Here is a 26,065-nt window from a genome sequence, read left to right as displayed (position 1 = left end):
GTCCGGGCCGGCCCACACGGGCCGGCCCGGACGCCGGGCGAGCGGGTCAGTCGATCAGTTTGCGGACGGTGTCGGTCAGGTCGTCGAGCCGCCTGTCGGCCCGTCGGTGCTGGTGCCTGATCCACTCCTTGCCCTCGGCGGCAACGCCTTCGAGGACATTCAGGGTGTGGGTGAGACCGGACGCGTCCAGCGAGACCTGGGACAGGGTCAGCGGATCCTCGCCCGGCTGGATGTCGTCGGTGGTCGACTCGGTCACCCGGATCCGGATCGGGTCGCCGTTGACGAGCGTCAGCTCGAACGTCAGCTGCTGGCTCGCGACGCCGTCGATGCGTACGGCGGCGACGGCCTCGAAGCGGTAGTTCAGCCGTTGCGTCCGATTGGACGTACCCTGCTCGAAGTCGAGGTCGATGTCCACCTGGCGTACCCCGTCGGTGGTCAGCAGGAAGAGCAGCAGGCGGTACCTTGAGTAACGCCACGGCCCGTGCGGGACCCGCGCCCGCTTGTACGACTTCGCGGGCGCCTCGATGAAGGCGTGCGAGATCACCTGGCTCGGTTTGAGCCGATAGTGTCGCATCACCTCGTTGACGAGGATCTTGCGATCACACTCCAGCCAGGCGGCCATCTCCGCATCGGACGGCTTGCGTGACAGCCGCTGCTTCCAGCGGTCGAATGCCGCCTGCCGCGCGGCCACCTGGTGAGCCCACTCCGCCTCGTCGGCCTTCACCCGGCGTCCCTCGCCGACGATCCGGAACGAGGCCCTGCCGCCGACCACGCCGCAGATCACGGCGAGCAGGACCGACGCCGCGCCGATCAACGGTGCGGTCGACACCGCCGCCGGTACCACCCAGGCGCCGGCCACGGCAGCGCCTACCAGCCCTCCCCAATAGAGACCCAACGTCGCGATCGGGGTACGGAGTTCGGCGCGATACGCCACCAACGTGCCCTTCTCCCAGCGCTGCCGTACGTCGCCGACGAGATGGCGGACCAGCCAGGCGATCCTGTCCGCGCCGATCCTCGACTCCCGGTAGTTCTCCACGAGTTCGTCCCGCAGGTGTCTGCGGATCCCGGCCGTCTCGGCCAGCCAGGTCGAGCGGTCCGTGTCCCGGGGCACGTAGCGCGCGAAGTATTTGTCGAACAACCGGTCCACGTTGCGGGCGAAGCCGCCGCTCGGCGCCTCCGCCGGCTGCTGGCGGGCCGGGCTGAATTCCGCGTCCTTCGTACGCAGACGCTCGCGCCGGTAGTGCCGATCGGCGCCACTCACCACGACGCAGGCGACTCCCGCCATCGCGACGAGGTACGCGAACAACGCCAACCAACCAGCCCGTTGCAGCGACAGCCACCCGATGTTGCCCATCGCGATCACGAAGACGGCCGTGCCGAGGACCACTCGCAGCCAGTCGGCCAGCGGAATCGACGCCGGCCGGACGGCACGGACCCGCGGCGGGGCAGGGGCCGGCTGGAAGAAGATCCAGACTCGCTCGCGCCGCTGGACGGCGTACTGTCCGGCCCTGGCCCGCTCGACGGAGCGGTGCCAGATTTGGTCCTCCACCGTCCCTTCGAGCAGCACCCCGAGATGATCGAGAATCTTGTCGCGCTGTCGCGGCCTGAGTTCGTCGAGCTCCTTGACCGCCAGTTCGTGCTCGCTTGGGTCCACGGAGCCGACCAGTCGCAGGACGGCCCGCAGACCTGCCCTCCACTCACCGCCGCCGTCCAACCGGGTGATCCGGCCGCAGATGGCCGCGAGGTGGTCGAAGCCCTCGTTGCCCAACTGCCGCAGCGTACGTCCGCTCAACAGGGCCAGTAGCTGGTGGAACCGCGCCTCGTCGGTCTCGTACCCCTGGGCCACCGCCTTCTCGATGTGTTCCCGTGCCTCGCCCGGCATACGGGCGTCGAGATAGCTGACTCCGACCCGGAACCTCTCTTCGGCGGTAGCGCCGGGCGGGAGGTGGTAGACGACGTCGCCGTGGATCGTCTGTGCCTGCACACCGACATGGGCATCGTCCTGGGCGATGTTGTTCCAGGTCGGCGTCGTCATGACAGACTCCCGGCGACGTCGATTGTCACGGCCAGTCTCGCCGCCAGCTCCGTCACGTCAGCCACCAGCCCGCGCAGGCGTTTGAGCGGCAACATCACGGCGGCCCGGCTCTGCGCCGTGTCCTGTCTGAGACAGGCAGCCGCGGCGTCCAACTCGTGCTCCGCCGCCGTGTAGGTCGCCTCGTCCAACCGGCCGTCCCGATGCGCCTGCTTGAGGAGATCTCGTAGTTCCGCGAGTCCCGCCGAGAGGTCGATCGGCCGCTCCGGTGCGGCTCCGTGAATGAGGTTGCCGTAGACCTGGCCGGCCTGAACCCCCACCCGAGCGTTGCCGGTGGCGATGTTGCTGTTTGTCGTGCCCATCTGCGCCCGTCCGTCCTTCTTCGCGGCATCCGGTTGGCGGGCCGTGCCGTCGGCGACCAGCTCCTGTGCGAGTGCGGTCGCGAATGCGGCGGCGTTCGCTACCGCCCGTGGCTGCCAGCTCTCCCTGTCGGTGAGCGTCTTGCTGCCGTCGGCCCGGTCGCTGATGCCGCGTACGACGACCACCGGTAGCGCACGGTTGAGGTGGCCCGCCTGGGCGACGCCGGCCGCCTCCATCTCGATCGCCAGCGCGTCGTTGTAGTGCTGCCGCACCCATCCGGCCTGCTCGGACACCACCGAGTCCTGTACGACCTCACCCGCGGCGATCGGCCCGAAGTGCACGCGGGGTGCGGTGCTCACACCGAGGCCGTACGCCCATTCGTCGCCGCGGGCCAGGTGTTGCGCGATCTGGCTGGCGCCGTGCGGGATCTCCCACACTCTCGGCCGGGCCTTGAGACCGTCGTCCTGACTCGTGCCGCCGTGATAGGCGTAGATCTGCGAGGCGACCACGACGTCCCCGAGCTGGATTTTGGCTCGCAGGGCGCCCGCGACTCCGACGAAGAGCAGCGCGGCCGGGGAGAACTCGGCCATGGCGCGTTCGGCAAGCACCGCCGAGGGATGGTTGCCCTTGCCCACCAGGCCCAGCGCCACCTGGCAGCCGTGCCGGCCGAGCCGACCGACCTCGAAGCGGGTACCGGCGGGATGAGCGTGTGGCCGCAGCTCGGTCAGCCTGCTGCGGACCGCCTCGTACTCCAGGTTCAGGGCCGTGAGAATCACGACCAGGCTGCTGTTCATGCTCGGAAGCTCTCCTTGTCTGTCTGCGCGCTCGGTCGCAACATCGGGGGTGCGGCGTCCTGTGTGAGCCAGGGCCGAACAGCCGGGCGGGACGGCCAATGCCGGCCGTCCTGGCCGGGCCGGCGGGGACGAGCCCTCAGGGAGCCGCCGGGAAGCGCGAGCGCCCCCGGGGATCGTCGGGCATGTATGCACCATAGACTTAGTGTCACTCTGACAGGAAGCCCCGGCGGGTGTCGAATTTTCGCGGTGGTCCCGAAGGACGCGCGTGGTGTTCGAAGTGGATCTCCTGGGCGATACTCTCGAAATTGATCATTTGCGGCCCGGTAGGATGTATTCCGTGATCAGTTCCGGTATTCGGGTTCGCTCCGCGTCCGCCCCGACGCGACGCGAGCGAACCGTGGCTCGCCTGCGAGCCGTACGAACCGTCTGAGCTGGCCCTTTGCCACCGGCGGATCGATCCGCCGGTACTCCTGCTGCCGATCGATCTGTTCCCTGGGCAGGTTCCCGGAAGATCCGTATCCCTGGCGGGACCGGATCGGAGCGAGATTGGCGTACCCGTAATGGATCTTGAGATTTTGTTGGCCGACCGGCTTGCGTGGGCGTTCTCGGCCGTGGCCGGCGGGCCGGTCGATCCGGTCGTGCGGCGGTCGCAGCACGCGGACTTCCAGTCCGACGCCGCGCTGTCGCTGGCGCGTCGGCTCGGCCGCCCGCCCCGGGACATCGCCACCGAGGTCGTCGGCCGGGCCGCGTTGGCGGACCTGTGCTCGTCGGTGGAGGTGTCCGGCCCCGGCTTCATCAACCTGACGGTCGCCGACCCGCCCCTCGGCTCGCTGCTGTCGAACATGGCCGCCGACGCCCGCCTCGGCGTCCCACCGAGCGCGAACCCGGAAACCGTGGTCATCGACTATTCGGCGCCGAACGTGGCCAAGGAGATGCACGTCGGACACCTTCGGTCGACGGTGATCGGTGACGCCGCCGTACGGCTGCTGGAGTGGCTCGGGCACCGGGTGATCAAGGCCAACCACCTGGGCGACTGGGGCACACCCTTCGGCATGCTCATCGAGCACCTGCTCGACCTCGGCGAGTCCGAGGCCGCCCACGAACTGTCCGTCGGCGACCTGGACTCGTTCTACCGGGCGGCCAGGGTCAAGTTCGACGCCGACGACACGTTCAAGGAACGGGCCAGACGGCGGGTCGTCGCCCTGCAAGGCGGCGACGAACTGACCCTGCGACTGTGGCGGCTGCTCGTCGGCGAGTCGGAGAAATACTTCCTGACCGTCTACGACCAGCTTGGCGTACTGCTCACCGAGAACGACTTCTACGGCGAGAGCTACTACAACGCCATGCTGACCCCGGTCACCGACGAACTCGACCGGCTCGGGCTGCTGTCCGACAGCGGCGACGCCGCCTGCGTCTTCCCCGAGGGTTTCACCGGGCGTGACGGCCAACCGCTGCCGATCATCGTCCGTAAACGCGACGGCGGCTACGGCTACGGCGCCACCGACCTCGCCGCGATCCGCCACCGCACCCGGGACCTCGGCGCGACCCGGTTGCTCTACGTCGTCGGCCTGCCGCAACGCCAACACTTCGAGATGGTGTACGCCGTCGCCCGCGAAGCCGGCTGGCTGAGCCCACCCACCCGCGCCGAACACGTCGGCTTCGGCTCGATCCTCGGCTCGGACGGCAAGATGCTGCGCAGCCGGGCCGGCGGCTCGATCAAACTCGTCGGACTACTCGACGAGGCCGTCACCAGGGCCACCGAACTCGCCCGGCAGAAGAACCCCGACGTCAGCGACGCGGCCGTCGCCGAGGTGGCACGGGCGGTCGGCATCGGCGCGATCAAGTACGCCGACCTGTCCACCGACCGGATCAAGGACTACGTCTTCGACTGGCAACGGATGCTCGCCCTCGACGGCAACACCGCCCCGTACCTCCAGTACGCCCACGCCCGGATCCGGTCCATCTTCCGCCGCGCCGGCATCGAACAGTTCACCGCGACCCCGATCACGGTCGGGCACCCGGCCGAACACGCCCTCGCCCTCGAACTGCTCAACTTCGGCACCATCGTCACCGGCGTCGAGCAATCCCTCGAATTCCACCGACTCGCCGGCTACCTGCACACGCTCGCCGCCACCTTCAGTGGTTTCTTCGAACACTGCCCGGTCCTGCGGGCCGAAGACGACGTACGCGAGAGCCGACTGGCCCTGTGCGACCTCACCGCCCGCGTCCTGCGGCACGGCCTCTACCTGCTCGGCATCGACACTCCGGACCGCATGTAGGGGTGCCGGGTGCGACGGTGGTGGGGAAGAGCGGACGACGGGACTCGAACCCGCGACCCTCACCTTGGCAAGGTGATGCGCTACCAACTGCGCTACGTCCGCATGCAGCCGTCGGCACGACTCAACGGCGAGATTGAACCTACCAGGACGGCTTCGGCGGCATCACACAGGTGCTCCGGGCGCCGACGAACGCACGTCACGCGGTGTGGGGCGGCAGCACTGTGGCTGCCGCCCCGTACTCCGGCTCGGTTCAGTGGATCGGGTTCCAGTTGTCCGAGCCGGCCAGGTACCTCTGCGCGGTGTAGTTCGGCGCCTGCGCGTCGGTGAGCTGCGGGCGGTCCGCGGTGACCGTCGCGCCCGGCCCGCTGTTGCGGTACTCGAAAAAGCGGGCGTCCCGCCACGAGAAGCCGGACATGTCGGTCCACGGGGAGTTCTTGACGTGGGCGCCCAGGACGCTGTCGCGGAACACCACCTGACCGATCGCGTTGACGTCACCGCTCGGGTGCCACGGCCGGCCGAGGTGCACGCTCTGGGGGCCGGCCGAGTCGGTGGTCAGCGTGCACTGCACAAAAAGGAAACCGTACGGGTTGTCGATCATGGTTGACGGGGCGGTGACGTACCCGTTGTTGCTTGATGATCCTCGGCTGAGCGCCTTGATCTCGCAGCGGTCGAACACGCCCGTTCCCCGACCGAAGATGAAGTCGACGTCGCCCTCGACGTAGCAGTCGCGGAAGTACGCCCGGCCGATAGTGCTGCTGTTCGCGCTGTTGTGGTAAAGCGTGTCCTGGTTGCCGAGGAATCGGACGTTGTCGAAGACCAGCCGGTCGGCCCGGGTGAGGATCGCCACCGCCTGCTCGGCGCTGTAGTCGAACGCCGCCTCGTCGAAGGTGTTGGAGAAGGTGAGGTGGCTGGCGGTGAAGTCGTTGCCGTCAACGGTCACCGAGGCGCTGCCCGAGGTGCCCCAGGTGCCGCCGCCGGGCTTGGGCGTACCGGAGGCGTTGTCGTAGGTGATCACCACGTCCCGGGCGTTACCGGTGGAACCGACAAACGAGATGTACGGCTTGTCGGCCGGGATGGTGACCAGTTCCCGGTAGGTTCCCGGCTTGACGGTGATGGTGTACCGGCTGGAGTTGCCGGTCGGGACCGCGTTCACCGCCGCCTGCACGCTGCTGAAGTTTCCGCTGCCGTCCTTCGCGACCACCGAGGACTGCCCGGTCGGCGGCGGACCGGTGGTGGGGGGCACGGTCGGCGTCGCGGTGGGGGTGCCGGGCGGGGTCGTGGCGGGCGGCGGTGTGGTGGGGGTGGTACCACCGCTGGTCACCGTCACGTCGTCGTACCGGGCGGTGGCGTAGCGGGTCTGCACGCCGATCCGGCCGGTGCCGCCGATCGTGCCGGTGCCGCTGGCGACGAGGGCGCCGTCGAGGTAACCGCGTACGGCCGAGCCACCGACCTCGATTTTCAGGGTGTACCACGTGCCGACCGTCACCGGCCGGGACGCCGAGCCCAGTACGGTCGCCGCGCCGCTGCGTACGGATTCCAGCCGGACCTGGTTGCCGGGGAGCAGGGCGAGCCGGAGGTAGGTCGTCGAGCCGGCGGCGCGGGCGAGCAGGGCCACCGCGCCGTCGGCCGGCAGGCTAACCGGTTTGACCCGGGCCTGCACGGTGTAGTCGGTCCAGGAGGTGCTGCCGGCGAAGAGCCGGGCGTTGTCGGTGTCGCCCTTGGCCTGTTGCAGCGCCTGGCCGTCGTCGCCGACCACCGACCAGGTGCCGCCGGACTTCGACCAGCCGGCGGTGTCGCCATCGGAGAAGTCGTCGGTGAACAGGGTGGCGGCGAGTGCGGACTGCGCGCCGCCGAGTTGGGTCAGGGCGAGCAACGCCGCGGTGATCGCGGCGGTGGCGATGGTGAGCAGGGTTCGTCGGTGTGGTTCGGGCATGGTGATTGAACCTCCGGGGGACGGGGTGAGGAGGCCGGCAGCGCAGGTGAAAGCGCTTTCCTGGCGGACCGTAACCCCATCGATGGAAGCCTGTCAATGTGGCCGGTCGTGCGTCGGCATCGCGCGTAGGCATCGGGCAGATCCGTCCTTGCCGCCGCCCCGGCGGCCGACGGGGTGACGGCATCCCGGGTCGCCACATTCGTTTGCCGGGGGACACCGGCTGGGTATGAGCCGATCAACCGCGAGACACGACACACGTGGTCGAATCGGAGGATCAACGCAAATGTTGAATAGCAGCCCGGCCCGTACTCCCGGATCCGCCCGCCCCGCGACCGGGGTACGGCGATGAGCGCCCAGGCAAGCCCGGCAACGGTCGACGACTGCCTGCGCGTCGGCACCGGCTTCTCCCAGGGCGACCGGAACTGGATAGTCGAGCAGTTCGCCACCCTGGACGCGCGGCTGGCCACCTTCGCCGCCGACCGAACCGAACTTGAGGTGTCGGTCAAGGACCGGGCTGCCCGTGGACAGAAGGTCACCCTGGAATGCTGGGTCGCCGGTCGACAGAAGATCGTCACGACCTCCGCCGAGGAGGACCTGCACACCGCCCTCAACGACGTACGGGACGACCTGCGCCGGCGGCTCAACGACGCGAAGACCCGGCAGGAGCCCCGCCACAACCGTCACCTACGGGAAACCCCCGCGCCGGAGACCACCGGCCTCGCCGATGACCTGCTCGTCCGGGACGCCGATGACCTGCTCGTCCGGGACGCCGAGGGCCTGCTCGTCCGGGACGAGTCGACCGTCGACCCGGGCCCGGTGCCCCTCGACGCCCGGACCTGACCCGTCCGTCGGTCAGCCCCGTCATAGCGCGTCGGTCATCGCGCGCGCCCGTCCCGCCCGCCGGATCGTCGGCGGGCGGGACGTCGCGACAGGGGCGTCGCACCACAGCGGATGGCATCGAGGCCGAACCGGGATTCGAACCCGGGTAGACCGCTTTGCAGGCGGCTCCCTCACCACTCGGGCATTCGGCCGAGCCTGCCCGTCGTACGGGCATGCTGAACAAACCGCGCCGAATGTGGGTGGCGGCGCGGTTTGTTGCGTTGCGGTTGATTCTGACCGGTGCCCGGACGACCCCCGCGGGAACGTCCGGGCAGGTCGATGATCGGGATTGTTTCCGTTATTGACGGATTGCCGACATGCGTGGGGCGGTCACGCCAACTAAACCCACTCAAAGGTGTTGTGTCGGGGTCCTGAAAACGCGAAGGAAGTCATTCATCCCCCATTCATTCATAGCGGGTTCGGGTGACGGCTGCTGTAATTGCGTTCGGCCGGCTCTCGTCGGTTGCGATCCGCGCCACGGCGGCCCAGGTCATCCGGATGTCGAAGCAGACGGGCCGCAGGGCGACCGTCCATTTTTCTCGAAGGGATTCGGAAGATGCGCGAAGCGTTCCCGGTTACCACCGACCAGGCTTTCTTGGAAAGCATGCTGGCCAGCGTCAACCTGTACCGCACCAAACACGGTGTGCCGCCCGTGACGCTCGACGACACGCTCGTCGAGTACGCCAAGTCCCGGGCCAGCCTGGTTTCGACGGAGGAGGGACTGAGTCGTGGTCACGCCGACCTCGACGACAGGTACGGCGAAAACCTCTCCTGGCACGCCTCCACCACCGAGGAGGCCGCCGGGGCCGAGGCCGCGACGTCGAGCTGGTACGGAGAAATCACCGACTACAACTTCACCGACCCGTCCTCCAGTGGGCCCGGAGCCACCGGTCACTTCACCCAACTGGTGTGGAAGGAAACCGCCAAGGTCGGCTTCGGTCGGGCGTTCGGCAGGGGTGCCGACTGGTGGGAGACCTACATCGTGGCCACCTTCCACCCGGCCGGGAACATGCAGGGCGAATACGAGGCCAACGTGCCCCCGCCCACGGCCTGAACGCCGGTACGGTGGCCCCGGTTGGGAATTGGTGGCGGGCGTCCGACTCGAACGGCGTCTCCGGATTATGAGCCCGGTGTGGTTCCCACTCCACTACGCCCGCAAGTACGACTGTTCGGCGGGGCCCGGCGATACCATTCGCCGGGCCCCGGTGCTTCCGAAACGTACCCCTGGGACGACTTGAACGTCCGGCCTCCCGGTTCGTAGCCGGGCGCTCTCTCCACTGAGCTACAGGGGCATGGTGGACCCGACAGGTCTCGAACCTGCCACTTCCTGTGTGCAAAACAGGCGCTCTACCGGATGAGCTACGGGCCCGAAAAGACTGCGTACCCGGCGAGGGATTCGAACCCCCACTGACTGGTTCCTAAGACCAGTGGATCGCTGGCCGGGCACGTTTTTTGCCATCCGCTGTGGAGTTCTCAACTATCGTTTCCGCCGGCCGGAGCCGGGGCGAGCAGGGGCGACAGGAATCGAACCTGCGACATTCGGTTTTGGAAACCGACGCTCTGGCCAACTGAGCTACGCCCCTGGGAAAGGGGCCGTACAACGAGAACGCCGCCCGTTCCCGATGGTGGGAGGGGCGGCGTAGGCGCATCGTTGTTATGCGCTACGTCCGTCGCCTGCCCGGGTGCTGCCCACAATCGCTCGCGGGCCAGTAGAGGGCTCGCCCGACCGGGAGCAGCGCGACACCACCGCGCGGCATGAACCGCGAGGTCTCGGTGTAGGTGTGCTGCAACACGGCGGCTCCTGGTTGGATATTCGGCTTGTGTCGGGTGTTTGTCTTGCTGGTCCAAGATAAACGCGGCCGATGCAGGTGGCAATCGCATTTTCGCGCGAAAGATACGTAGTCGTTTGTGGACCGGGTGGTCCCGACCAATCCCGGGCGGGGCCATGACACTGGCCCTGCCCCGGGCGTACCGGCGGACACGACCGCTTGAGCCGTCCGGGGGAGCACCCGGCTCCCGGTCTGTTCAGCCGACTCGGGGCCTGGTCAGGAGGCCGAGCCGGGGTGGCGGGAGCGCCGCAGGCCGGCACTGCCGGCGGTGCCGGCCTGCGGCGTCCGACGCGCGGAGAAGGAGCCCCGCGCCGACCGGCGGTGATAGTCGTCGCGATGGGTGAACTCAACGACCAATCCACCGGGAAGGGTGATGCCCCGCCGGGGGTCGGCGAGTTCCTCGGCGAACGGCCCGGCCCCGGCCCGTACGGTGAGGGTCTGGCGCTCCGCCGCGGACAGCTCCGGCGTGCCGGGGTGGCCGAGCCGGAACCGGGCGATCGACCGGCGGACGAGATGCAGCAGCTCGCGGGCCGCACCCGGCGCACCGAGGTCACCGGCGCCGAGCGCCAGACCGGGCTGCCGAATCGTCCGCAGGCTGTCGCAGACCAGCAGCAGCCGCTCCGGCTGGCTGCCCTGCTGGGCCTGCTGGTTGCTCTGCTGCTGGGCCTGCTGGTGTCCGCCCGAGCTGCGGTGCGACGCGGGTCCGTTGCCGGTGTCGGTCCCGGCCGGCAGCAGGTGCAGCCGGCCCGGCCACTGCCAGCGGATCTGCCCGGTAACGGTCCGGCTGCCGACGTGTTCCGGGCGGCGGCGGTGCCGGGGACGGCCGGTGTGGGCCTCGCCGGGCGGGGTGACCTGCTCGAAGTCCCAGTTCTCGCAGACGAACGCCAGCCGCCGGTCGGTGACCGTGACGTCCGCCGGCCGGAGCAGGGACCAGTGCAGGGTACCGTTGCCCAGCGACGGGCCGAGCAGGTATCCGGCCACCTCGACCCGGCCGCGCCACAGGGTCTGCTCACCCGCGTCGAGCAGCACCCGGTGGTGCCGGTCGAGCTGCGGATAGCCGCGGTCGTCCTGGTCGTCCGGGTCGAACCGGTGCGGTCGCACGAAGTACGGGGATGCGTCGTCGCTCATCGGCGAAGGGCCTCCTGTGGACGAACTTCCTTATGTCCAGGTTCGCCGACGCTGTGACCGGCGTCATGACAGCTGTTAGGGGGTCGGCTGATCGGGCGAGGCGTACGACCGGTAGTCGCCGATCTCCTCCGCGCGTACGAGTCCGTCCTCGATCGCTCGGGCGAGCAGCGCGGCCTTGGTGGCCGCCGGCCGACCGGCGCGGGCGTACTTGATCCGGGCCCGGTCGACGTACTGCTTCACGGTGTGTTCGCTGATGTTCATCCGCCGGGCCACCGACGCCTTCGACATCGACTGGAACCAGAGCAGCAGCGCCTCCCGTTCCTTCTCGGACAGTACGGGTCGGCCGGACCGCCGGTCGCCGACGATCGCACCGGCGAGCGCGGGCGGAACGTACCCTCGGTCGCTGGCGGCGGCGAGCACCGTCGCGACGCAGTGTTCGCGCCCCTCGTGCTTGGCCAGGAAGGCCACCGCCCCGGCGTCGAGCACGGCCAGGATGATGTCCGCCTCGGTGTGTTCGGAGTAGACCACCACCCGGCGCCCGGCGGCACCGAGTTCGGCGACCTTGTCCAGCGCCAGGTGGCCGTGCAGCCGCAGGTCCAGCATGATCACGTCGGCGGTCGGCTGGTCGTCGCCGAGCACCACGTCCGGATCCTCGCCGGTCGCGACCACGGTCAGCCGTGGCTCCTGGGCGAGCCAGGAACGCACGCCCTCCACCACCACCGGATGGTCGTCGACGATGGCGACGGTGAAGCGCTGCTCCCCGTCGCTCACGAGGCCCGCCACCGGGTCTGCGCCCATACCTGATCCCCATCCCGTTCGTAGACGTACTCGACTTCGTCGTCGGTGTCGGGGGCGGCCGGTCCGGTCGGGTCGGCCGCGACGTCGGGGGTGACCACGCTGACCACCACCTCCTCCGGCTGCGCGACCACGGTCAGCCGGGCCCACTGTCGGGCGGAGGCGAGGGTCGCGGTGAGCGGGTCGGCCAGCCCGCGGCGAACGTGTACGGGCAGCGGCGGCAGCGTACCAACGGCGATCAACTCGACCGGGAGCCCGTTTCGTTCCGCGATGTCCACCGCGGCCCGCAGTTCGTGCAGGAGCGGATCGGGCACGTCGTCGGACTCCGCGATCAGCCGGCGCAGCCGGGCCGCCTCCAGCGCGCAGCGCCGCTGCACCGCCGGGTCGGTCGGGTCGGCCGAGCCGTCGGCCAGTTCCGCCAGCAACGCCCCGGCGGTCCGGCTGACCAGCGCGAGTCGCTCCTGCCGGTCGGCCCGCGCCCGCTGGGCCGCTATCCGTTCGGCTTCGAGGGCGGCGCGCGCCGCGGCCGTCCCCGCCGTACGGGCGGCCAGGGTACGCAGCACGCTGGCCGCGAGGCTGAACGCGATCGGCAGGGTCGCCGTACCGTAGGTGTACATGGCGTACCGGCTCAGCCCGGCGGCGTCGGCGACGCCGTAGCCGACGACCGCGACCAGGGCGATGGCCGCCTCGACGGCGAAGATCGCCACCAGCGCGGTGACCGGCCGTCCCCACAGCACGAGTACGACGAACCAGCCGAGCGTGCCCCAACCCCAGTTCGCCGGCAGGAAGAGCAGATCGGCCGGGGTGTTGACGAACACCACCGTCTCGACCAGCAGCAGCACGCCGATCAGTCGCCAGGTCGGGCTGGGCCGTTCCCGCAGCAGATGGGCGGCGGAGATCGCACCGACCGCGACGAAGACCAGCCAGCCGGCGGCGACGAGCCACGGGTGCCGGTACTCCGACCAGTTGCCGAGCACGGCCGGCACGTTGACCGCCAGGTGCCAGCCGAAGGCGATCAGGACGGCGGCGATCCGGCTGCCCCGGTCGGCGGTGGCGGCGACCCCGGCGACAACATCCTTCGACGTGACGACGCCCGGCTCCCGGTCGCTGGCGGTATCCCGCTCGGCGCCGATATGCCGGTCGGCGGGGGTGTGCACGGACGGGTCGGTGGTGCGGGGACCGACGACAACACCGCCGCGTCCGGGCGGTCCGGGTCGCCGGGGCGCCGGTCCGATCGTGCCGGCGGGCGGGAGCTGCGGTTCAGCGCGCATCCGGCCACTCCAACCGCACCCGGGTCCCGCGACCGGGAGCCGAGTCGACCTCGGCCCGCCCGCCGATCGCCGCCATCCGGCCGTGCACCGACTCGCGCAGGCCGAACCGGTGCAGCGGAACCGCCAGCGGATCGAAGCCCGGCCCGTCGTCGGTCACCTCGACCGCGACGGCCGGGCTGCCGAGAGCTGCGCCGATCCGGTCGCCGCGCCCGGTCCCGGCGGTCAGCCGTACCGAGACGGCGGCGCCGGGGGCATGCCGGGCCACGTTCGACAGTGCCTCGGTGGCGCTGTCGGCGAGGGCGTCGGCGATGGCCGATGGCACCGCGCAGGGTTGCAGGTCCACGGTCGGGGCCAGTTCGGGGGTACGGTCCAGGACCGCCCGGAGCCGGTCGTTGAGGGCCACCGGCACGTCGGGGTCCGGCGGCGCCGACAGCGCCCGGCTACGGGACGAGGCCAGCTCGGCGAGCGTACGCAGGTCGGCGGTTGCCCGTGCGCGCAGCAGCGGGGAACCGGCGGCGACTCCACCGAGCCCGACGACGGTGAGCGTGGACAGTACGGTGTCGTGCAGGTCGCGGTTGTGTCGGCGTTCCGCCGCCCGTGCGGCGCGGGCGATCAGCACCTCGCGGGAGGCCCGCTGGTAGTCGGCGAACGCCTCGTCGGCGGCGCGGCTGCTGCGTCGGGTCAGCGCCGCCAGCCCCGCACCGAGGACGGTTTGCAGCAGCAGGGTCACCCCGTGCGACACCGCCTCGGTGTCGTTGTCGGCGAGATGAGCCCCGTAGGCGTACGCGGCGGTGACGACCAGTCCGGCGGGGACCGAGCGGGACGCCGGCAGCCCGAAGTGGGCGACGACGATCGACGTGCTGGCGAGAATGGCCAGCCAGCTTCCCTCGCCGGGCAGCACCTCGGCGGCGACCAGGCGGTTGATCAGCAGACAGCAGACGATGGTCAGGGTCAGGTCGACGTAGATGAAGCCGGCGGTCAGACCCCGCCCCAGGGTCGACGCGGTGAACAGCAGGGACCAGCCGGTCAGCACCACTACCGTGCCGACCAGCAGCGCGGTGGAGACCGGCGGGGTCCGTACGGCCAGCGCCACGGCGGCGCCGGCGAGGCCGCAGGTCAGCCGGAGCAGCGCGGGGAAGATCGCGAAGACCTGGTTCAGCGCGGCACTGGCCGGGCGGTCCTCACCGGCCCCGTGATCGGGGGCGGTGCCGAGGCTGGTGACCGACGTCAATTCCTGCCCTCCCGGCGGCTGGTCGTTTCACTGGCCGGACGTCCGGCATATCGACGGGGGAGAATAGCACGAATAGCCCGATCAGCTCTGTAGCAGCGCGGTCGTACCGAAGCGGGCGGGTCAGCCGGGCGGCCGGCGGACCGCACGGCGGTCGACGCCCATGATTGACGACCATAGCGCCCGCCGAGCGCGCCGATCGGTTTCAGTCCACGCGGGATGGAGAAACCGGTAGGGCATGAGCGACATTCGGGTGGGCACATCGTCATGGGCGGACCGGCTGCTGCTGGCCTCGGGCTGGTACCCCCGGGAGGCCAACACCCCGGCCGGCCGGTTGGCGTACTACGCGGACCGGTTCAACCTGGTCGAGGTGGACACCACCTACTACGCACTGCCGTCGGTGGAGACCGCCGCCGCCTGGGTCGACCGCACACCGCCGGGGTTCAGATTCAACGTCAAGGCGTTCAGCCTGTTCACCGGCCATCCCACCGCCATCTCGGCGCTACCCCGGGACCTGCGTCCCGGCGGAGACCCGGACGGCCGGGTACGCCGCCGGGATCTGCCCGAGCCGACCTACGAACAGCTGTGGGAGAGGTTCCGGGCCGTCCTCGAACCCATCGCCGCCGCCGGCAAACTGGGCGTGGTGCTGCTCCAGTTCCCGCCGTGGCTGGGTTACGGGGAAGCGGCCAAGCGGCGGATCATCGAGGTCGCGCGGCGTTGCCGGCCACTGCGGGTAGCGGTCGAGTTCCGCCACGGATCCTGGTTCGACGGTGACAACGCCCGCTACACCGTCGGCTTCCTGGCCCGCAACGACCTGTCGATGGTCTGTGTGGACATGCCGCAGGGGCACGCGTCCTCCGTACCCCCGGTTTTGCTTGCCACCGCGGACCCGGCGGTGGTCCGCTTCCACGGCCACAGTCCGGCCTGGGGTGGCCGCGACAAGCAGGAAAAGTTCCGATACGCGTACGCCGACGGCGAGCTGGCCCGGTGGGCCGACCGGCTGCGCGAGTTCGCCCGGGAAACCGACGAACTGCATGTGCTGATGAACAACTGCTGCGGTGACCAGGCACAGCGCGACGCGAGCCGGCTGGCGGCACTGCTGCGCCGCGACCGCCACCGGCCCGGCACGGACCGGCTGACCCTGACCCCGGCCGGCTCCTGACCACTGACCACGCACGCCCACCGGCCGCCCCGGCGGACCCGGTCGTGGCGGTCGCGGTTGCGGTGGGTCAGCTCCGGGGACTCGGTCGTGGCGCCTGGATGGACAGGAAGGCGTCGATGTTGCGCAGGTGCTTCGGGGTGAGCCCGAGATGCGTCTGCGGGGACACGATCAGGGTCGGCGCGAGCCGGGACAGCTCGTTACCGTTGTCGTGCGCCCGCAGCTCCCAGGTCGCGTCGTCGTCGGTCCAGACCAGCGGCCGGCCCTCGTCACGGACCACCCGCTCGGCGGCCGGATATTTCCACCAACCCCGGTGTACGGCAACCGGGGCGGCACCGGCGAGCAACTGCTCCCGCTCGCCGAACTCGGGGGAGTCCTGCGTGGCGAAGCGCGGCAACCGCAGCAGCCGGGCCAGGTTCCGGGCGTCGTGCTGCCAGGTCGTGTGCCAGCGGACCTCGGCCCGACCCGACTCGTGCACGGTCCGGATGAAATCGAGCACCGGCTGGGCGGCGAGAATCGGCCAGTCGGCACCGGCGGAGCTGGCGGTACCGGTCACCCACTGGTCCCGGGGCCAGGCGCTCCGGTCGGGTTTGCGGCTGATCGCGTTGACCACGCCGTCGATGTCGAGCAGCCACACCGGCGTGGGATCGACCGTCTCCATGACAGCAGTTGTACGCCCCGACCACCCGTACCACCAGGTTTTTCGGCTGCCACCGGAGTTGGGGCCGGGGCGTTCCGTCGCCGTAGCGTGGGGTTGACCCTGACACCGCGTCAGGGCCCATGGTGGGACGGGTCATGTTCAGTATCGGAGATTTCGCGAAGGTCGGCCGGGTGTCGGTCCGCATGCTGCGTCACTACGACGCGATCGGACTGCTGCACCCGGCCGCGGTGAACCCCAGCAGCGGATACCGCTCGTACCACGCCGACCAACTGCGCCGGCTCAACCGGGTGATCGCCCTGAAGGATCTCGGCTTCACCCTCGAACAGGTGCGGACGGTGCTCGACGACGAGTTGGACGTCGAGCAGCTGCGCGGCATGTTGCGCCTGCAACGGGCGGAACTGGCCGCCCGGCTGGCCGCGGACACGGCCCGGCTCGCCGGGATCGAGGCGAGGCTCCGGATGATCGAGAGCGAGGGGCGGATGCCCACCGAGGACGTCGTACTCAAGAAGATCGCGCCGGTCCGGGTCGCGGAGCTGAGCGCGGTCGCGGCCAGCTACGAGACCGTCGACATAGCACCGGTGATCGGGCCGCTCTACCCGGAGCTGATGCGCCGGATCGAGGCGGCCGGGGTCGAGATGACCGGATCGTCGGTCGCGTACTACGAGCCGGCGCCGGGCGACTCCGGCGAGGCGATCGTGGTGCACGCGTCCGTACCCGTCGCGGTGGCGCCACGGGACGACTACACCTTCGCCGTGGTCGACCTGCCCGGCATCGACTCGGCCGCCACGATCATCCATCGCGGCCCGATGGAGGACGCCGACCGGAGCATGCACATCCTCGCCCGCTGGGTAGAGGAGCACGGCTACCACATGACCGGCTACGCCCGCGAAGTCTGCCTGGAATTCGTCCCCAACGACCCAGAAAAATGGATCCACGAATTCCAAGTCCCCCTCCTAACCCCCTAACCCCTTTCCCCCTCCCTCCCCAGCCCCTCTCCTCGGCGATCTAGGGCAAATACGTGTGGTTAGAGATTAACTAGCACGTATTTGCCCTAGATCGCGGAGAGGGGTGGGGTGTGGCACTCTCGGGGTAGGGGCGCGATGGACTTGACGATCTGGGGAGAGAAATGACCGACCAGTACGGCCAGGGCTCGCAGCCGCAACCGTCCACTCAGCCGGACCCGCAACCGCCCTCCGCCCAGGCCGATGGTCAACCGTCGTACGGGGATCCGGGTGGGGGGCCTTATTCGTACGGGGATCCGGGGCAGGCGGTCACGTCGGGTAGTCGGGTGAAGCCGTTTGTCATCGCCGGAGCGGGTCTGCTCGCGCTGTTCGTGCTCGTGCTCGGTGGGCTCGCCGTCTGGGACGGCCTGCGGGAGGACAGCGGGATCGCGGCGTGCCGGTCGTTGGCGGACCGGACGGCCGGGGAGGACCAGACCGAGCTGTCCGAGAGCGAGTACCGCGAGCTGCGGGATCAGTTCGCCGACTCCGATATCCGGACCATCCGGGAGAACGGCACCGCGATGATGGACCTGGTGTGGGAGGTGTCGCAACAGTCGAGCAGCGAGTTGGACGCGCTGCGTTACCTGCCGCAGTTGTCCGCGCGCCTGGAGGGGTTGCAGCGAGCCTGTGCCGGTCAGGGTGTGACCATTTCGCCCAACCTGCCGGACTGACCCGTCCCACCTACCTCATCCCGTCTCGTCCGGCGTTCCGCCGGTTCGCCGGTTCGTCCGTAAGCTGCATCTGACCGGCTGTGTGGTGCTCGGCGACGGCTGTCGCGCGCGGGTCGGGTCCCCCGGGACGGAGGAGAGGCAAGATCATGACGCGCGAGCGAATCGGCCTGGTGGTGCACAGCGGCCGGGCGGCGGCGGTCGAGGCGGCCGGCGCGGTGCGTCGCTGGGCGTCGGCGAACGACATCACGGTCAGTGACATCGATGTGTGGGAGCCGGACTGGGGTCAGTGCCATCGGCGCAACGCGGTGGACGAGGCCGAGGCCGCCGGCCACCCGGCGTTGGTCGTCACGGTCGGTGGCGACGGTACGTTCCTGCGCGGCGCCCGGATCGCGGCCGAGGACGGCGTACCCGTGCTCGGCATCAACGTCGGTCGGGTGGGCTTCCTGACCGAGGTCGACCCGACCGAGATCGACGCCGCCCTCGACGCGTTCTTCTCCGGTCAGGTGCACATGGACGAGCGGCTGATGCTGACCCTCTGTGCCTCCCGGCCGCTGGAGATCCCGGAGGGCATGCAGGACCTGCTCCGGTACGGGCGCGGCCCGTTGCTGCCGCCGCCACCGCTGCGGCAGGCGGGGGAGCCGATCAACCGGGCCGGGGTGGCGCTGGACGTGACCGCGCTCAACGACATCGTGTTCGAGAAGCTGGCCCGGGACCGGCAGGCAAGTCTCGGGGTGTACCTGGACGAGAGCCTGTTCACGTCGTACTCGGCGGACGCGCTGGTGGTGGCGAGTCCGACCGGTTCGACCGCGTACAGCTTCGCGGCCGGTGGCCCGATCCTGTCGCCGAGACTGCGGGCGCTGGTGCTGACCCCGGTCGCCGCGCACATGGTCTTCAACCGCAGCATGGTGGTGGCCGCCGACGAGGCGGTGTCCGTACGGGTGCTCGACCATTCGGGGGCGGTGGCGGTCAGCGTCGACGGGCAACTGCGGGGGGTGCTGAATCCGGGCGACTGGGTGACCGTGCAGCCGGCGGCCCAGCCGGCCAAGCTGGTTCGGCTGCACTCGTCGCACTTCTACTCCCGGTTGCGGGAGAAGTTCTCCCTCGCCGGTGCCCCGGCCGCGATCGCCGACACCGAGCCGGTGCCGGTCGAGTGGCGCTGACGGGTCGGCGGTTCATCGGCTGATCCGTCGATGTCCCGACACCCCGTCATCCCGGTACGGTGAGCCGGTCCAACCGGTCGGGGACCGGCTGACCGGGCGGGAGCCGGCGTGCACTCCAGATCGACAGAGATCGCGATCGAGCAGGCGTACTTCGATGCCGCCGCGAAGCACCGGGCCCGCCGGATCGGCGAGTTGGGCGACCTCGCCGGTGCCGCCGCCCATCCCGGTGCCGCCGCCCACCTGCACCGGCACGCCGACGCCGCCCGGCGGGCGATCGGCCCGGCCGACGCGGCGGTCGCGTTCGGGCGGATGGACGACGAGTCCGGCGAGGTGCTGTATCTCGGGCGGAGCCTGATCCGGGACGACAACGCCGAGATCCTGGTGGTCAACTGGCAGGCGGCGGCCGCCGCCCGCTATTTCGAGGCGAGTCACCGGGAACCGTGCGGCCTGCGCCGCCGCCGTACCTTCGACTGCGTCGAAAACACCGTCCGCGACTTCACCGACCTGGTCTTCGCCGAGATCGCCGCCGCCGTCGACCAACACCTGCTGGACGAACTGGCCCGTGGCCGCACCGGCGAGATGCGGGACATCGTGGCGACCATCCAGGCCGCCCAGTACGAGCTGATCCGCGCGCCCCGCGACCAACTGCTGGTGATCGAGGGCGGGCCCGGCACCGGCAAGACCGCGGTGGCGCTGCACCGGGTCTCCTGGCTGCTGCACGCCCACGCCGAGACGCTCGCCGCCGCCGACATCCTGGTCGTCGGGCCACACCCGACCTTCGTCCGGTACATCGGCACCGTGCTGCCCTCGCTCGGCGAGACCGAGGTGGAACTGCGCGACATCGGTCGGCTGGCGCCGGTCGTACCGAGGGGGCGGGTCGAGCCGGCGAAGCTGGGCCGGATGAAGGGCGAGGCCCGGATGGCCGTACTGCTCGGGCGGGCGGTGGAGGGGCGGATCGGCGTACCGGAGCCGGCCGAGCGGCTCCTGCTCGACGGGCGGTTCGTCACCCTGCCGGGCGCCGAGGTGGCCGAGGCGCTGACCGCCTGCCGGGCGGCGGACCTGCCGTACGTCGAGCGCCGCCAACTGTTCCGGGACCGGCTCGGGCAGCTCGTCGTCGACCGTAGCGGCGGGTCACCGGGTGCCGCCCCGGCCATCGCGAACCTGGTCGAACGGCTCTGGCCGCAGCAGTCCGCGCCGGCTTTCCTCCGTGACCTGTTCGGCTCCCGCAACCGGTTGCGGGTCGCCGCCGGTGCCGACTTCACCGCCGACGAGGTGGCCATGCTGTTCCGTCGGGGCGCGGACCGGCTGTCCCAGGAGGTCTGGTCCGACGCCGACCTCGCCCTGCTCGACGAGGTCGACCACCTGCTCGACGGCCCCGGACGCCGGTACGCGCACGTGGTGGTGGACGAGGCGCAGGACCTGTCGCCGATGCAGTTGCGCGCGGTCGGCCGGCGCGCCGCCGAGGGCTCGTACACGCTGGTCGGTGACATCGCCCAGTCGACCGGCGAGTGGGCCCGGGACGGTTGGGACGAGGTTACCCGGCACCTGCCGACCCGACACCCGGTCAACGTCAGCGCCCTGCGCTACGGCTACCGGGTGCCGCGCCCGGCGTACGAGATGGCGGCCCGGTTGTTGCCGGTGGCCGCGCCCGGCGTGACCGGCCCGGAGGTGGTCCGGGACGGGCCCGCGCAGCCGGTGGTGCACCGGGTGGGTCTGACCGAGCGGGCCGGTCGGGTGGTCGCGGTGGCCACCGAGCACGCCGACGCCGGTCGGTTCGTCGGCATCGTCTGCCCGGCCCACTGTCGCCGGGAGGTGGAGGCGGCCCTGGCCGCCAACGGGGTGCAGTGGCGCAGCGCCGAGCGGGGTGAACTCGGCGGCTCGATCAACCTGGTCAGTCCCCGAGAGGCGAAGGGGTTGGAGTTCGACGCGGTGGTGGTGGTCGAGCCGGAGGAGATCGTCGCCAGCGACGACCGGGGCCACCGACTGCTCTACGTCGCGCTCACCCGGACCACCGGTCATCTCGACCTGGTCTGCGTGGGGGAGCCGCTGCCGCTGACCGCCCCGGTCCGTCGCGGTCCGGCTGGTGACGGGGCCGACCGGGCCGCCGGCTTCACCACCCGCGAGGTACGGCGACTCGCCGAGCACCTGGCCGGACAGGTACGCGGCGCGGCCCCGGAACCGTACTGGGACGAGGTGCTCGCCGAGGTGGCCCGGCAGTTGCGGGACGGGAGCTGACCGTCAGTCGCGGGCCGGGGCGGGTCGGCTGATCGCGGCCGAGTCGAGTCGCCGCCCGACGGTCCACTGCACGATCGCGGCCACCACGTCCGGCTTGTTCACCCGGCTCGGGATTGCGATGTTCAACTCGCGGGCCAGCGTTCGCAGCTCAGGAACCTTGAGTCCCAGGTCGTCGAGGTAACGGGTGGCGGCAGCCCGGTCGCCGATCGAGATCAGATCGGCCCGTACCTTCTCGGCCGAGACCGGTGCGACGCTGCCAGTGGCCGTGATCGGCTTCGCCGCTGCCGCCGCCCGCCCGCGCGGGGCTCGTACGGGCGCGGTTCGTACGGTTGCGGTGGCCGTCGGCTGCCCGGTGAGCTGGAGCTGGGCCCGTCCGGCGGCCAGGTCGGCGAGCTGGTCGGCCGGCAGCGTACGGATGAACTCCGCCACCCGGAGCAGGACGTCGTGGGTCAGATCGGCCGGGCTGGTCACGTCTACTCCTCGTACGAAACGGGTCAGGTACGGATCCGGGCGAGCAGTTCGCTGGCGAGCTGCTGGAGTTCGTACTGGATGGTGGCATTTCCGTTGGGTACGAGCACCGCCGGGATGCCGTTCTCGCCGGCCGGGCCGAACAGCGTCTTGTTCTCCCTGATCATCTGGTTGAACACGGGCAGCTCCAGGCCGCCGGTCAACCCGATGAAGTTGCGCGAGGCCACGATGGGACCGTTGTTGCCGTACTGGACCATGTTGAAGACCACGCCGATGAATTCCGGGTTGATCTGCGCGGCGCTGTCCGTTGTCACCCGGTTGAAGTCACGGACCAGCTCGGACACCTTCCGGCGGAGATAATCGATGCCGAGTGTGGAGAGGTAGTCCGCCTTCGCCGGAATGAGGATGTGGTCGCTGGCCACGATGCCGGTTCGGGTGACCATGGTGAAGTTGGGCGCGCAGTCGAGCAGGACCAGGTCGTACTCCTGGAATTTCGGGTCGTTGAGTGCGTCGGTCAGGGCGCGGTGCAGGTCCAGGAACCGTGGACTGCCGTGCTGGAACCGGGAGCCGCCGAGCAGGGCGGCGAAGTCGAGATCGACGTCGACCAGGTCGAGGTGTGAGGCGACCAGGTCGAGCCGTCCGCCGCCGACCTGGGTGATCGCGTCGTTGACCAGCGGCGGGGTGAGCACGTAGCGCCACAGTGGTGCGGTCGGCTCGGTCGCCAGCACCGACCCGAACCACTGCAAAATGGTGTGTTCGTCGGCGAGGTCGCGTTCCCAGTCGCCCGGTTTGTAGAACGAGAAGGTCAGGCTGGCCTGCGGATCCAGGTCGATGAGCAGCACCCTGAGCCCACGGGCGGCCAGCTCGGCGCCGAGGTTCGCGGTGAGGGTGGTCTTGCCGACGCCGCCCTTGTAGTTGATGACCGACACCACGGTCACTGTGGACACCGCCGCGCCAACTTCGCGGGTGTACGCATGGTAGGCAGCATGCCACGTGCGGGGCCCACCCCAGCGGGTCTGCCGGGTGTTCGGCGTGCCGGTCGCCGCGTCGGCCAACCCGCTGCTGGCCAGAGTCAATCCCTTTGCTGCCACAGTGGATCGTGCTGCCACAGTGGATCGTGCTGCCACAGTGGACGATCGGTGGGACACGTCACACCCGCTCAACTTGGACGGCCGGGTGGAAGGCCCTCGATCTAGCCTGCCGTGTGCGGTGGATCACCGAATCTGTCGGTGGCGCACCGTGACGGATATGGGGGAAGAGATGAAGAAGAAGCTGTTGAGCTTCGCCGCCGTGGCGATCACGCTGGTGGCGGCCTCGCTGACCATGGCGGCGCCGGCACAGGCCGCCGAGAGCCCGGTGGCGCTCTGCGGATCCGACTACTACGTGCTCAACAGCCACGGGGTCTCCGGCGCGACGGTCTACGTGCTCGCCTCGCAGGGCGGTGCGGCGTACAACTGTGTCGTGACCATCAAGACCGCGAACCGTGGCAACGCGAGCTTCGTGGGCGCCTCGGTCGAGACCGCGGACGGCCGTTCCGGCACCGATCAGGGCAACTTCCTCTACTACGCCGGGCCGGTCCGGATCAGTGCCCCGGGGCAGTGCATCCGCTGGTCAGGTGCGGGCAGCAACAGTAGCTGGTGGTCGAGCACCTGGTCGTACTGCAACTGATCTTCCGGTAGTCGCTGCCGGTACTGCTGGCCGCAGTCGGCCGGCTCGGCGAGCCGGGCCCGGGTGGGTGGTCGACCGACCTCCCACCCGGGCGACCCCGGTACGGGTGGTCGGGACGGCACCGGTTCAATGGGCGCATGGTTGTGCGAATCGACGTGGACGCGGTGCGTGGCGCGGTGGAGCCGGCGGTCTACCGCGAGGCCGAGGAACTGCTGGCCGGTGGTGGGCTGGGTCGGATCGTCGAGGTGGGCGGCGGCGTGATCGGCGCCGTACGCGGCGGTGACGCGACGGTCCACGAGGTGTGGGTCGGCGTGGTCGGCGGCACCTTCACCGGCGAGTGCGAGTGTGCCGCCTCGGCGGCCGACCCGGAGGAGTTGTGCGCGCACGCGGTCACGCTGACGCTGGCCGCCATCGGCGACGGGTTCCCCTGGTCGTCGTCGGCCACCGCCCCGTCGACCGTGGCGCTCGATCCGGAGATCCGTCGGTTGGCCGAGGTCGCCGCGACCCTCCCGGTCCGTCGGCTGGCCATGCTGGTGGCCGAGCACGCGGTCACCGACCGTCGGCTGGAGACCCGACTGCTGGCGTACGCCGGGCAGCTCGGCGCACCGACGGACGCCGAACTGGCCGACGTGCGCGAAACCGTCGACGGCCTCACCGGCACCGACCAGTCGGATCCGTACGACGTGGCCAAGGCCGCTCAACTGCTGGTCGAGGAGTTGGAGGTGCTCGCCCAGCGGCCCGCCACCGAGGCGACGCTGCTGCTGGTCGAGTACGCCGCCCGGCGCTTCGACGGGTGCGCCGCCCGGCTCGTCAACGGGGACGGGGAGAACGACATCGAGGAGATCGGGGCGGGGCTGCGCGCGGTACACGTCCGGCTCTGCCTGGAACTGCGGCCCGACCCGGACGCGTTGATCGACCGGCTGGTCGAGATCGTCGACGCGGCGGATGCCGTCTCGTGTCTCGACCAGCCGACCGACTACCTGCCGGTGCTCGGCCCGGACGGCGTCGCCGCGCTGACCGACTGACCCGCGGATCGGTCAGTTCACGACGAACAGCAGCGGGCTCGCCGGTACGCCGGTGGTGGCGTTCGCGACCAGGTAGTTGCGGACCTGGGCCGGGGTCCAGAGTGGGTTGACCGACAGCACCAGCGCCGCCGCACCGGCCACGTGCGGGGTGGCCATCGAGGTTCCGCTGATGGTGTTGGTGGCGGTGTTACTGGTGTGCCAGGTCGACGTGATGTTGGTGCCCGGTGCGTACAGGTCCAGGCAGGGGCCGGGGTTGGAGTAGGTCGCCTTGGCGTCGGTGATGGTGCTGGCGCCGACGGTGATCGCCGCCGGGACCCGAGCCGGGGAGTTGTTGCAGACGTTGCCGGTGTTGTTGCCGGCCGCGACCGAGTAGCTCACGCCGGAGTTGATCGAGTTGGACACCGCGCTGTCCACCGCCGTGCTGACCGGGCCGCCGAGACTCATGTTGGCCACGGCCGGCTTCACCGCGTTCGCGGTCACCCAGTTGACCCCGGCGACCACCCCGGCGTACGTGCCGGAGCCGTTGCAGTCGAGCACCCGTACGGCCACCAGGTGGACGTCCTTGGCCACCCCGTGCAGTTGGCCGCCGAGGGTGCCGGCGACGTGTGTGCCGTGTCCGTTGCAGTCGTCGGCCGTACCGCCGTCGACCGCGTCGTAGCCGCTGGTCGCCTGGCCGTTGAAGTCGGTGTGGGTGAACCGGATGCCGGTGTCGATCACGTACGCCCGGACGTTGGGGGCGGTGTTCGGGTAGGTGTACGACTGGTTCAGCGGAAGCGGGTGCTGGTCGATCCGGTCCAGCCCCCACGACGGCGGGTTGAGCTGGGTCGCGGTGGTCGTCACCCGCTGGTCCTGCTCCACCCAGGCGACGTCCGGGTGGGCCGCCAGCCGCCGGGCCGACTCGGCACTCATCCGGGTCGCGAAGCCGTTCAGGGCGGCGTCGTACAGGTGGGTCACGACGCCCCCGTACCGGGTGGTCAGCTCGGTGGCCTTGACCGGCACCCCGGCGGCGGCACGGGCCGAGCCGGCGACGCCCCCGGCCGCACCGTCGCGGAGCCCCACGAGGTAACTGCCGGCGACGGCGGTCGGGCTGTCCGCGTACCGGATCTGGCCGGTCGGTGGTGCGGCGTCCGCCACCGGTACGGCGCCGGCCGGTCCGGCGGTGGCGACCGCGCCGGTCACCAGCGCGGTCAGTGTGGCGAGCGCCAGTCGCCGGGCGTACCGCAGGTCGGGCAGAGTCATCTCCCACTCCCGTCTGAACCGTCAATGCGCACAATAATAGAGGTCAGTCTATGTATTGGCGTGTTGCTCGCCAACCCTTCGGATGACGGAACCAATTTGTGGCCGATGGCGCTCCACCTTTTCGGTGTTTCGTTCCGCTGGTAGTTGAAAACACCGTGTTCGGGCGGCTTGCGGGGACTGCGACACGGGTCGGTGTCCTTAAAGGAGGGTTAACTCTTCGGCCGCACAGAGTGACCGAATGATGCCCTGT

Annotated in this window: 21 protein-coding genes and 6 tRNA genes; 10 read left to right on the top strand and 17 right to left on the bottom strand. The window is 70.2% G+C overall.

The genetic code is table 11. The annotated features are described in order from the left end of the window. Window positions 1–46 precede the first annotated feature (46 nt). Complete coding sequence (locus OG792_RS25740) at window positions 47–2,035, bottom strand: hypothetical protein (protein ID WP_329103096.1); 1,989 nt, start codon at window positions 2,033–2,035, stop codon at window positions 47–49. Beyond that, window positions 2,032–3,186, bottom strand: a complete 1,155-nt coding sequence (locus OG792_RS25735) for a 5'-methylthioadenosine/S-adenosylhomocysteine nucleosidase family protein (RefSeq protein ID WP_329103094.1) — start codon at window positions 3,184–3,186, stop codon at window positions 2,032–2,034. Before OG792_RS25735 ends, OG792_RS25740 begins: the two co-directional genes overlap by 4 nt. 560 nt (window positions 3,187–3,746) lie before the next feature. On the opposite strand from OG792_RS25735, the gene argS reads away from it, so the two are divergent. Then, complete coding sequence (gene argS, locus OG792_RS25730; protein ID WP_329103092.1) at window positions 3,747–5,465, top strand: arginine--tRNA ligase; 1,719 nt, start codon at window positions 3,747–3,749, stop codon at window positions 5,463–5,465. A 29-nt stretch (window positions 5,466–5,494) separates the two neighbouring features. Here the strand turns inward: argS and OG792_RS25725 are convergent. Next, window positions 5,495–5,567 (bottom strand) — tRNA-Gly (locus OG792_RS25725). Window positions 5,568–5,715: 148 nt separating this feature from the next. Continuing rightward, on the bottom strand, window positions 5,716–7,398 hold the full coding sequence (locus OG792_RS25720; RefSeq protein ID WP_329103090.1) for a pectinesterase family protein: 1,683 nt from the start codon (window positions 7,396–7,398) through the stop codon (window positions 5,716–5,718). Between the two features lie 345 nt (window positions 7,399–7,743). On the opposite strand from OG792_RS25720, the gene OG792_RS25715 reads away from it, so the two are divergent. Further along, window positions 7,744–8,238: an HPF/RaiA family ribosome-associated protein gene (locus OG792_RS25715; protein WP_329103088.1), complete on the top strand. Its 495-nt coding sequence runs from the start codon at window positions 7,744–7,746 to the stop codon at window positions 8,236–8,238. A gap of 120 nt (window positions 8,239–8,358) precedes the next feature. Here the strand turns inward: OG792_RS25715 and OG792_RS25710 are convergent. Then, window positions 8,359–8,429: transfer RNA gene (locus OG792_RS25710), tRNA-Cys, on the bottom strand. 404 nt (window positions 8,430–8,833) lie between these two features. On the opposite strand from OG792_RS25710, the gene OG792_RS25705 reads away from it, so the two are divergent. Continuing rightward, on the top strand, window positions 8,834–9,331 hold the full coding sequence (locus OG792_RS25705; RefSeq protein WP_329103086.1) for a CAP domain-containing protein: 498 nt from the start codon (window positions 8,834–8,836) through the stop codon (window positions 9,329–9,331). A 33-nt stretch (window positions 9,332–9,364) separates the two neighbouring features. On the opposite strand, the gene OG792_RS25700 is transcribed toward OG792_RS25705, so the two are convergent. From OG792_RS25700 to OG792_RS25665, 8 genes are all read right to left on the bottom strand, one after another. Next, a tRNA-Ile gene (locus OG792_RS25700) sits at window positions 9,365–9,434 on the bottom strand. A 62-nt stretch (window positions 9,435–9,496) separates the two neighbouring features. Next, window positions 9,497–9,569 (bottom strand) — tRNA-Arg (locus OG792_RS25695). Between the two features lies 1 nt (window position 9,570). Then, a tRNA-Ala gene (locus tag OG792_RS25690) sits at window positions 9,571–9,646 on the bottom strand. Between the two features lie 140 nt (window positions 9,647–9,786). Next, window positions 9,787–9,860, bottom strand: a tRNA-Trp gene (locus tag OG792_RS25685). A 462-nt stretch (window positions 9,861–10,322) separates the two neighbouring features. Then, window positions 10,323–11,234 (bottom strand): hypothetical protein, encoded by a 912-nt coding sequence (locus OG792_RS25680; RefSeq protein ID WP_329103084.1) that lies wholly within the window; start codon window positions 11,232–11,234, stop codon window positions 10,323–10,325. 75 nt (window positions 11,235–11,309) lie between these two features. Further along, window positions 11,310–12,032 (bottom strand): response regulator transcription factor, encoded by a 723-nt coding sequence (locus OG792_RS25675; RefSeq protein WP_329103082.1) that lies wholly within the window; start codon window positions 12,030–12,032, stop codon window positions 11,310–11,312. Next, on the bottom strand, window positions 12,002–13,300 hold the full coding sequence (locus OG792_RS25670; RefSeq protein WP_329103080.1) for a hypothetical protein: 1,299 nt from the start codon (window positions 13,298–13,300) through the stop codon (window positions 12,002–12,004). Before OG792_RS25670 ends, OG792_RS25675 begins: the two co-directional genes overlap by 31 nt. Continuing rightward, entirely contained in the window at window positions 13,290–14,531 is a 1,242-nt protein-coding gene (locus tag OG792_RS25665) for a sensor histidine kinase (RefSeq protein ID WP_329103078.1), read from the bottom strand. Before OG792_RS25665 ends, OG792_RS25670 begins: the two co-directional genes overlap by 11 nt. 235 nt (window positions 14,532–14,766) lie before the next feature. On the opposite strand from OG792_RS25665, the gene OG792_RS25660 reads away from it, so the two are divergent. After that, window positions 14,767–15,690 (top strand): DUF72 domain-containing protein, encoded by a 924-nt coding sequence (locus OG792_RS25660; protein WP_329103076.1) that lies wholly within the window; start codon window positions 14,767–14,769, stop codon window positions 15,688–15,690. A gap of 67 nt (window positions 15,691–15,757) precedes the next feature. Here the strand turns inward: OG792_RS25660 and OG792_RS25655 are convergent, their stop codons facing one another. Next, window positions 15,758–16,348 (bottom strand): hypothetical protein, encoded by a 591-nt coding sequence (locus OG792_RS25655; RefSeq protein ID WP_329103074.1) that lies wholly within the window; start codon window positions 16,346–16,348, stop codon window positions 15,758–15,760. A 134-nt stretch (window positions 16,349–16,482) separates the two neighbouring features. Between OG792_RS25655 and OG792_RS25650 the strand changes: the two genes are divergently transcribed. The 4 genes from OG792_RS25650 to OG792_RS25635 all read left to right on the top strand — a co-directional run bounded on the left by OG792_RS25650 (window position 16,483) and on the right by OG792_RS25635 (window position 21,415). After that, window positions 16,483–17,313, top strand: a complete 831-nt coding sequence (locus OG792_RS25650) for a MerR family transcriptional regulator (protein ID WP_329103072.1) — start codon at window positions 16,483–16,485, stop codon at window positions 17,311–17,313. A 323-nt stretch (window positions 17,314–17,636) separates the two neighbouring features. Next, window positions 17,637–18,020, top strand: a complete 384-nt coding sequence (locus OG792_RS25645) for a hypothetical protein (protein WP_329103070.1) — start codon at window positions 17,637–17,639, stop codon at window positions 18,018–18,020. Window positions 18,021–18,166: 146 nt separating this feature from the next. Continuing rightward, window positions 18,167–19,180 carry an NAD(+)/NADH kinase gene (locus OG792_RS25640; RefSeq protein WP_329103069.1) on the top strand — a complete coding sequence of 338 codons (1,014 nt, stop codon included), beginning with the start codon at window positions 18,167–18,169 and terminating at the stop codon, window positions 19,178–19,180. 108 nt (window positions 19,181–19,288) lie between these two features. Beyond that, window positions 19,289–21,415 (top strand): HelD family protein, encoded by a 2,127-nt coding sequence (locus OG792_RS25635; protein WP_329103067.1) that lies wholly within the window; start codon window positions 19,289–19,291, stop codon window positions 21,413–21,415. A gap of 3 nt (window positions 21,416–21,418) precedes the next feature. On the opposite strand, the gene OG792_RS25630 is transcribed toward OG792_RS25635, so the two are convergent. Both OG792_RS25630 and OG792_RS25625 read right to left on the bottom strand, forming a co-directional pair. After that, complete coding sequence (locus OG792_RS25630; RefSeq protein ID WP_329103065.1) at window positions 21,419–21,886, bottom strand: Rho termination factor N-terminal domain-containing protein; 468 nt, start codon at window positions 21,884–21,886, stop codon at window positions 21,419–21,421. Between the two features lie 23 nt (window positions 21,887–21,909). After that, window positions 21,910–22,830 (bottom strand): ParA family protein, encoded by a 921-nt coding sequence (locus tag OG792_RS25625; RefSeq protein ID WP_329103064.1) that lies wholly within the window; start codon window positions 22,828–22,830, stop codon window positions 21,910–21,912. Window positions 22,831–23,131: 301 nt separating this feature from the next. On the opposite strand from OG792_RS25625, the gene OG792_RS25620 reads away from it, so the two are divergent. Both OG792_RS25620 and OG792_RS25615 read left to right on the top strand, forming a co-directional pair. Continuing rightward, window positions 23,132–23,551 (top strand): hypothetical protein, encoded by a 420-nt coding sequence (locus OG792_RS25620; protein WP_329103062.1) that lies wholly within the window; start codon window positions 23,132–23,134, stop codon window positions 23,549–23,551. A gap of 137 nt (window positions 23,552–23,688) precedes the next feature. Next, window positions 23,689–24,576: a hypothetical protein gene (locus tag OG792_RS25615; protein ID WP_329103059.1), complete on the top strand. Its 888-nt coding sequence runs from the start codon at window positions 23,689–23,691 to the stop codon at window positions 24,574–24,576. A 12-nt stretch (window positions 24,577–24,588) separates the two neighbouring features. Here the strand turns inward: OG792_RS25615 and OG792_RS25610 are convergent, their stop codons facing one another. Continuing rightward, window positions 24,589–25,815 carry a S8 family peptidase gene (locus OG792_RS25610; protein WP_329103057.1) on the bottom strand — a complete coding sequence of 409 codons (1,227 nt, stop codon included), beginning with the start codon at window positions 25,813–25,815 and terminating at the stop codon, window positions 24,589–24,591. Between the last annotated feature and the right edge of the window lie 250 nt (window positions 25,816–26,065).

The organism is Micromonospora sp. NBC_01699 (assembly GCF_036250065.1).
Lineage (GTDB): Bacteria > Actinomycetota > Actinomycetes > Mycobacteriales > Micromonosporaceae > Micromonospora_G.
The sequence above is the reverse complement of the archived record's forward strand: the minus strand, read 5'-3'. Positions and strand labels throughout refer to the sequence as shown.

Bases quoted from the DNA above. Each gene is read 5' to 3' on its own strand.
- OG792_RS25680 (WP_329103084.1), bottom strand. From the start codon at position 11,234: ATGAGCGACGACGCATCCCCGTACTTCGTGCGACCGCACCGGTTCGAC.
- OG792_RS25655 (WP_329103074.1), bottom strand. From the start codon at position 16,348: ATGGAGACGGTCGATCCCACGCCGGTGTGGCTGCTCGACATCGACGGC.
- OG792_RS25660 (WP_329103076.1), top strand. From the start codon at position 14,767: ATGAGCGACATTCGGGTGGGCACATCGTCATGGGCGGACCGGCTGCTG.
- argS (WP_329103092.1), top strand. From the start codon at position 3,747: ATGGATCTTGAGATTTTGTTGGCCGACCGGCTTGCGTGGGCGTTCTCG.
- OG792_RS25670 (WP_329103080.1), bottom strand. From the start codon at position 13,300: ATGCGCGCTGAACCGCAGCTCCCGCCCGCCGGCACGATCGGACCGGCG.
- OG792_RS25740 (WP_329103096.1), bottom strand. From the start codon at position 2,035: ATGACGACGCCGACCTGGAACAACATCGCCCAGGACGATGCCCATGTC.
- OG792_RS25650 (WP_329103072.1), top strand. From the start codon at position 16,483: ATGTTCAGTATCGGAGATTTCGCGAAGGTCGGCCGGGTGTCGGTCCGC.
- OG792_RS25620 (WP_329103062.1), top strand. From the start codon at position 23,132: ATGGGGGAAGAGATGAAGAAGAAGCTGTTGAGCTTCGCCGCCGTGGCG.
- OG792_RS25705 (WP_329103086.1), top strand. From the start codon at position 8,834: ATGCGCGAAGCGTTCCCGGTTACCACCGACCAGGCTTTCTTGGAAAGC.
- OG792_RS25720 (WP_329103090.1), bottom strand. From the start codon at position 7,398: ATGCCCGAACCACACCGACGAACCCTGCTCACCATCGCCACCGCCGCG.
- OG792_RS25610 (WP_329103057.1), bottom strand. From the start codon at position 25,815: ATGACTCTGCCCGACCTGCGGTACGCCCGGCGACTGGCGCTCGCCACA.
- OG792_RS25715 (WP_329103088.1), top strand. From the start codon at position 7,744: ATGAGCGCCCAGGCAAGCCCGGCAACGGTCGACGACTGCCTGCGCGTC.
- OG792_RS25735 (WP_329103094.1), bottom strand. From the start codon at position 3,186: ATGAACAGCAGCCTGGTCGTGATTCTCACGGCCCTGAACCTGGAGTAC.
- OG792_RS25640 (WP_329103069.1), top strand. From the start codon at position 18,167: ATGACGCGCGAGCGAATCGGCCTGGTGGTGCACAGCGGCCGGGCGGCG.
- OG792_RS25615 (WP_329103059.1), top strand. From the start codon at position 23,689: ATGGTTGTGCGAATCGACGTGGACGCGGTGCGTGGCGCGGTGGAGCCG.
- OG792_RS25675 (WP_329103082.1), bottom strand. From the start codon at position 12,032: ATGGGCGCAGACCCGGTGGCGGGCCTCGTGAGCGACGGGGAGCAGCGC.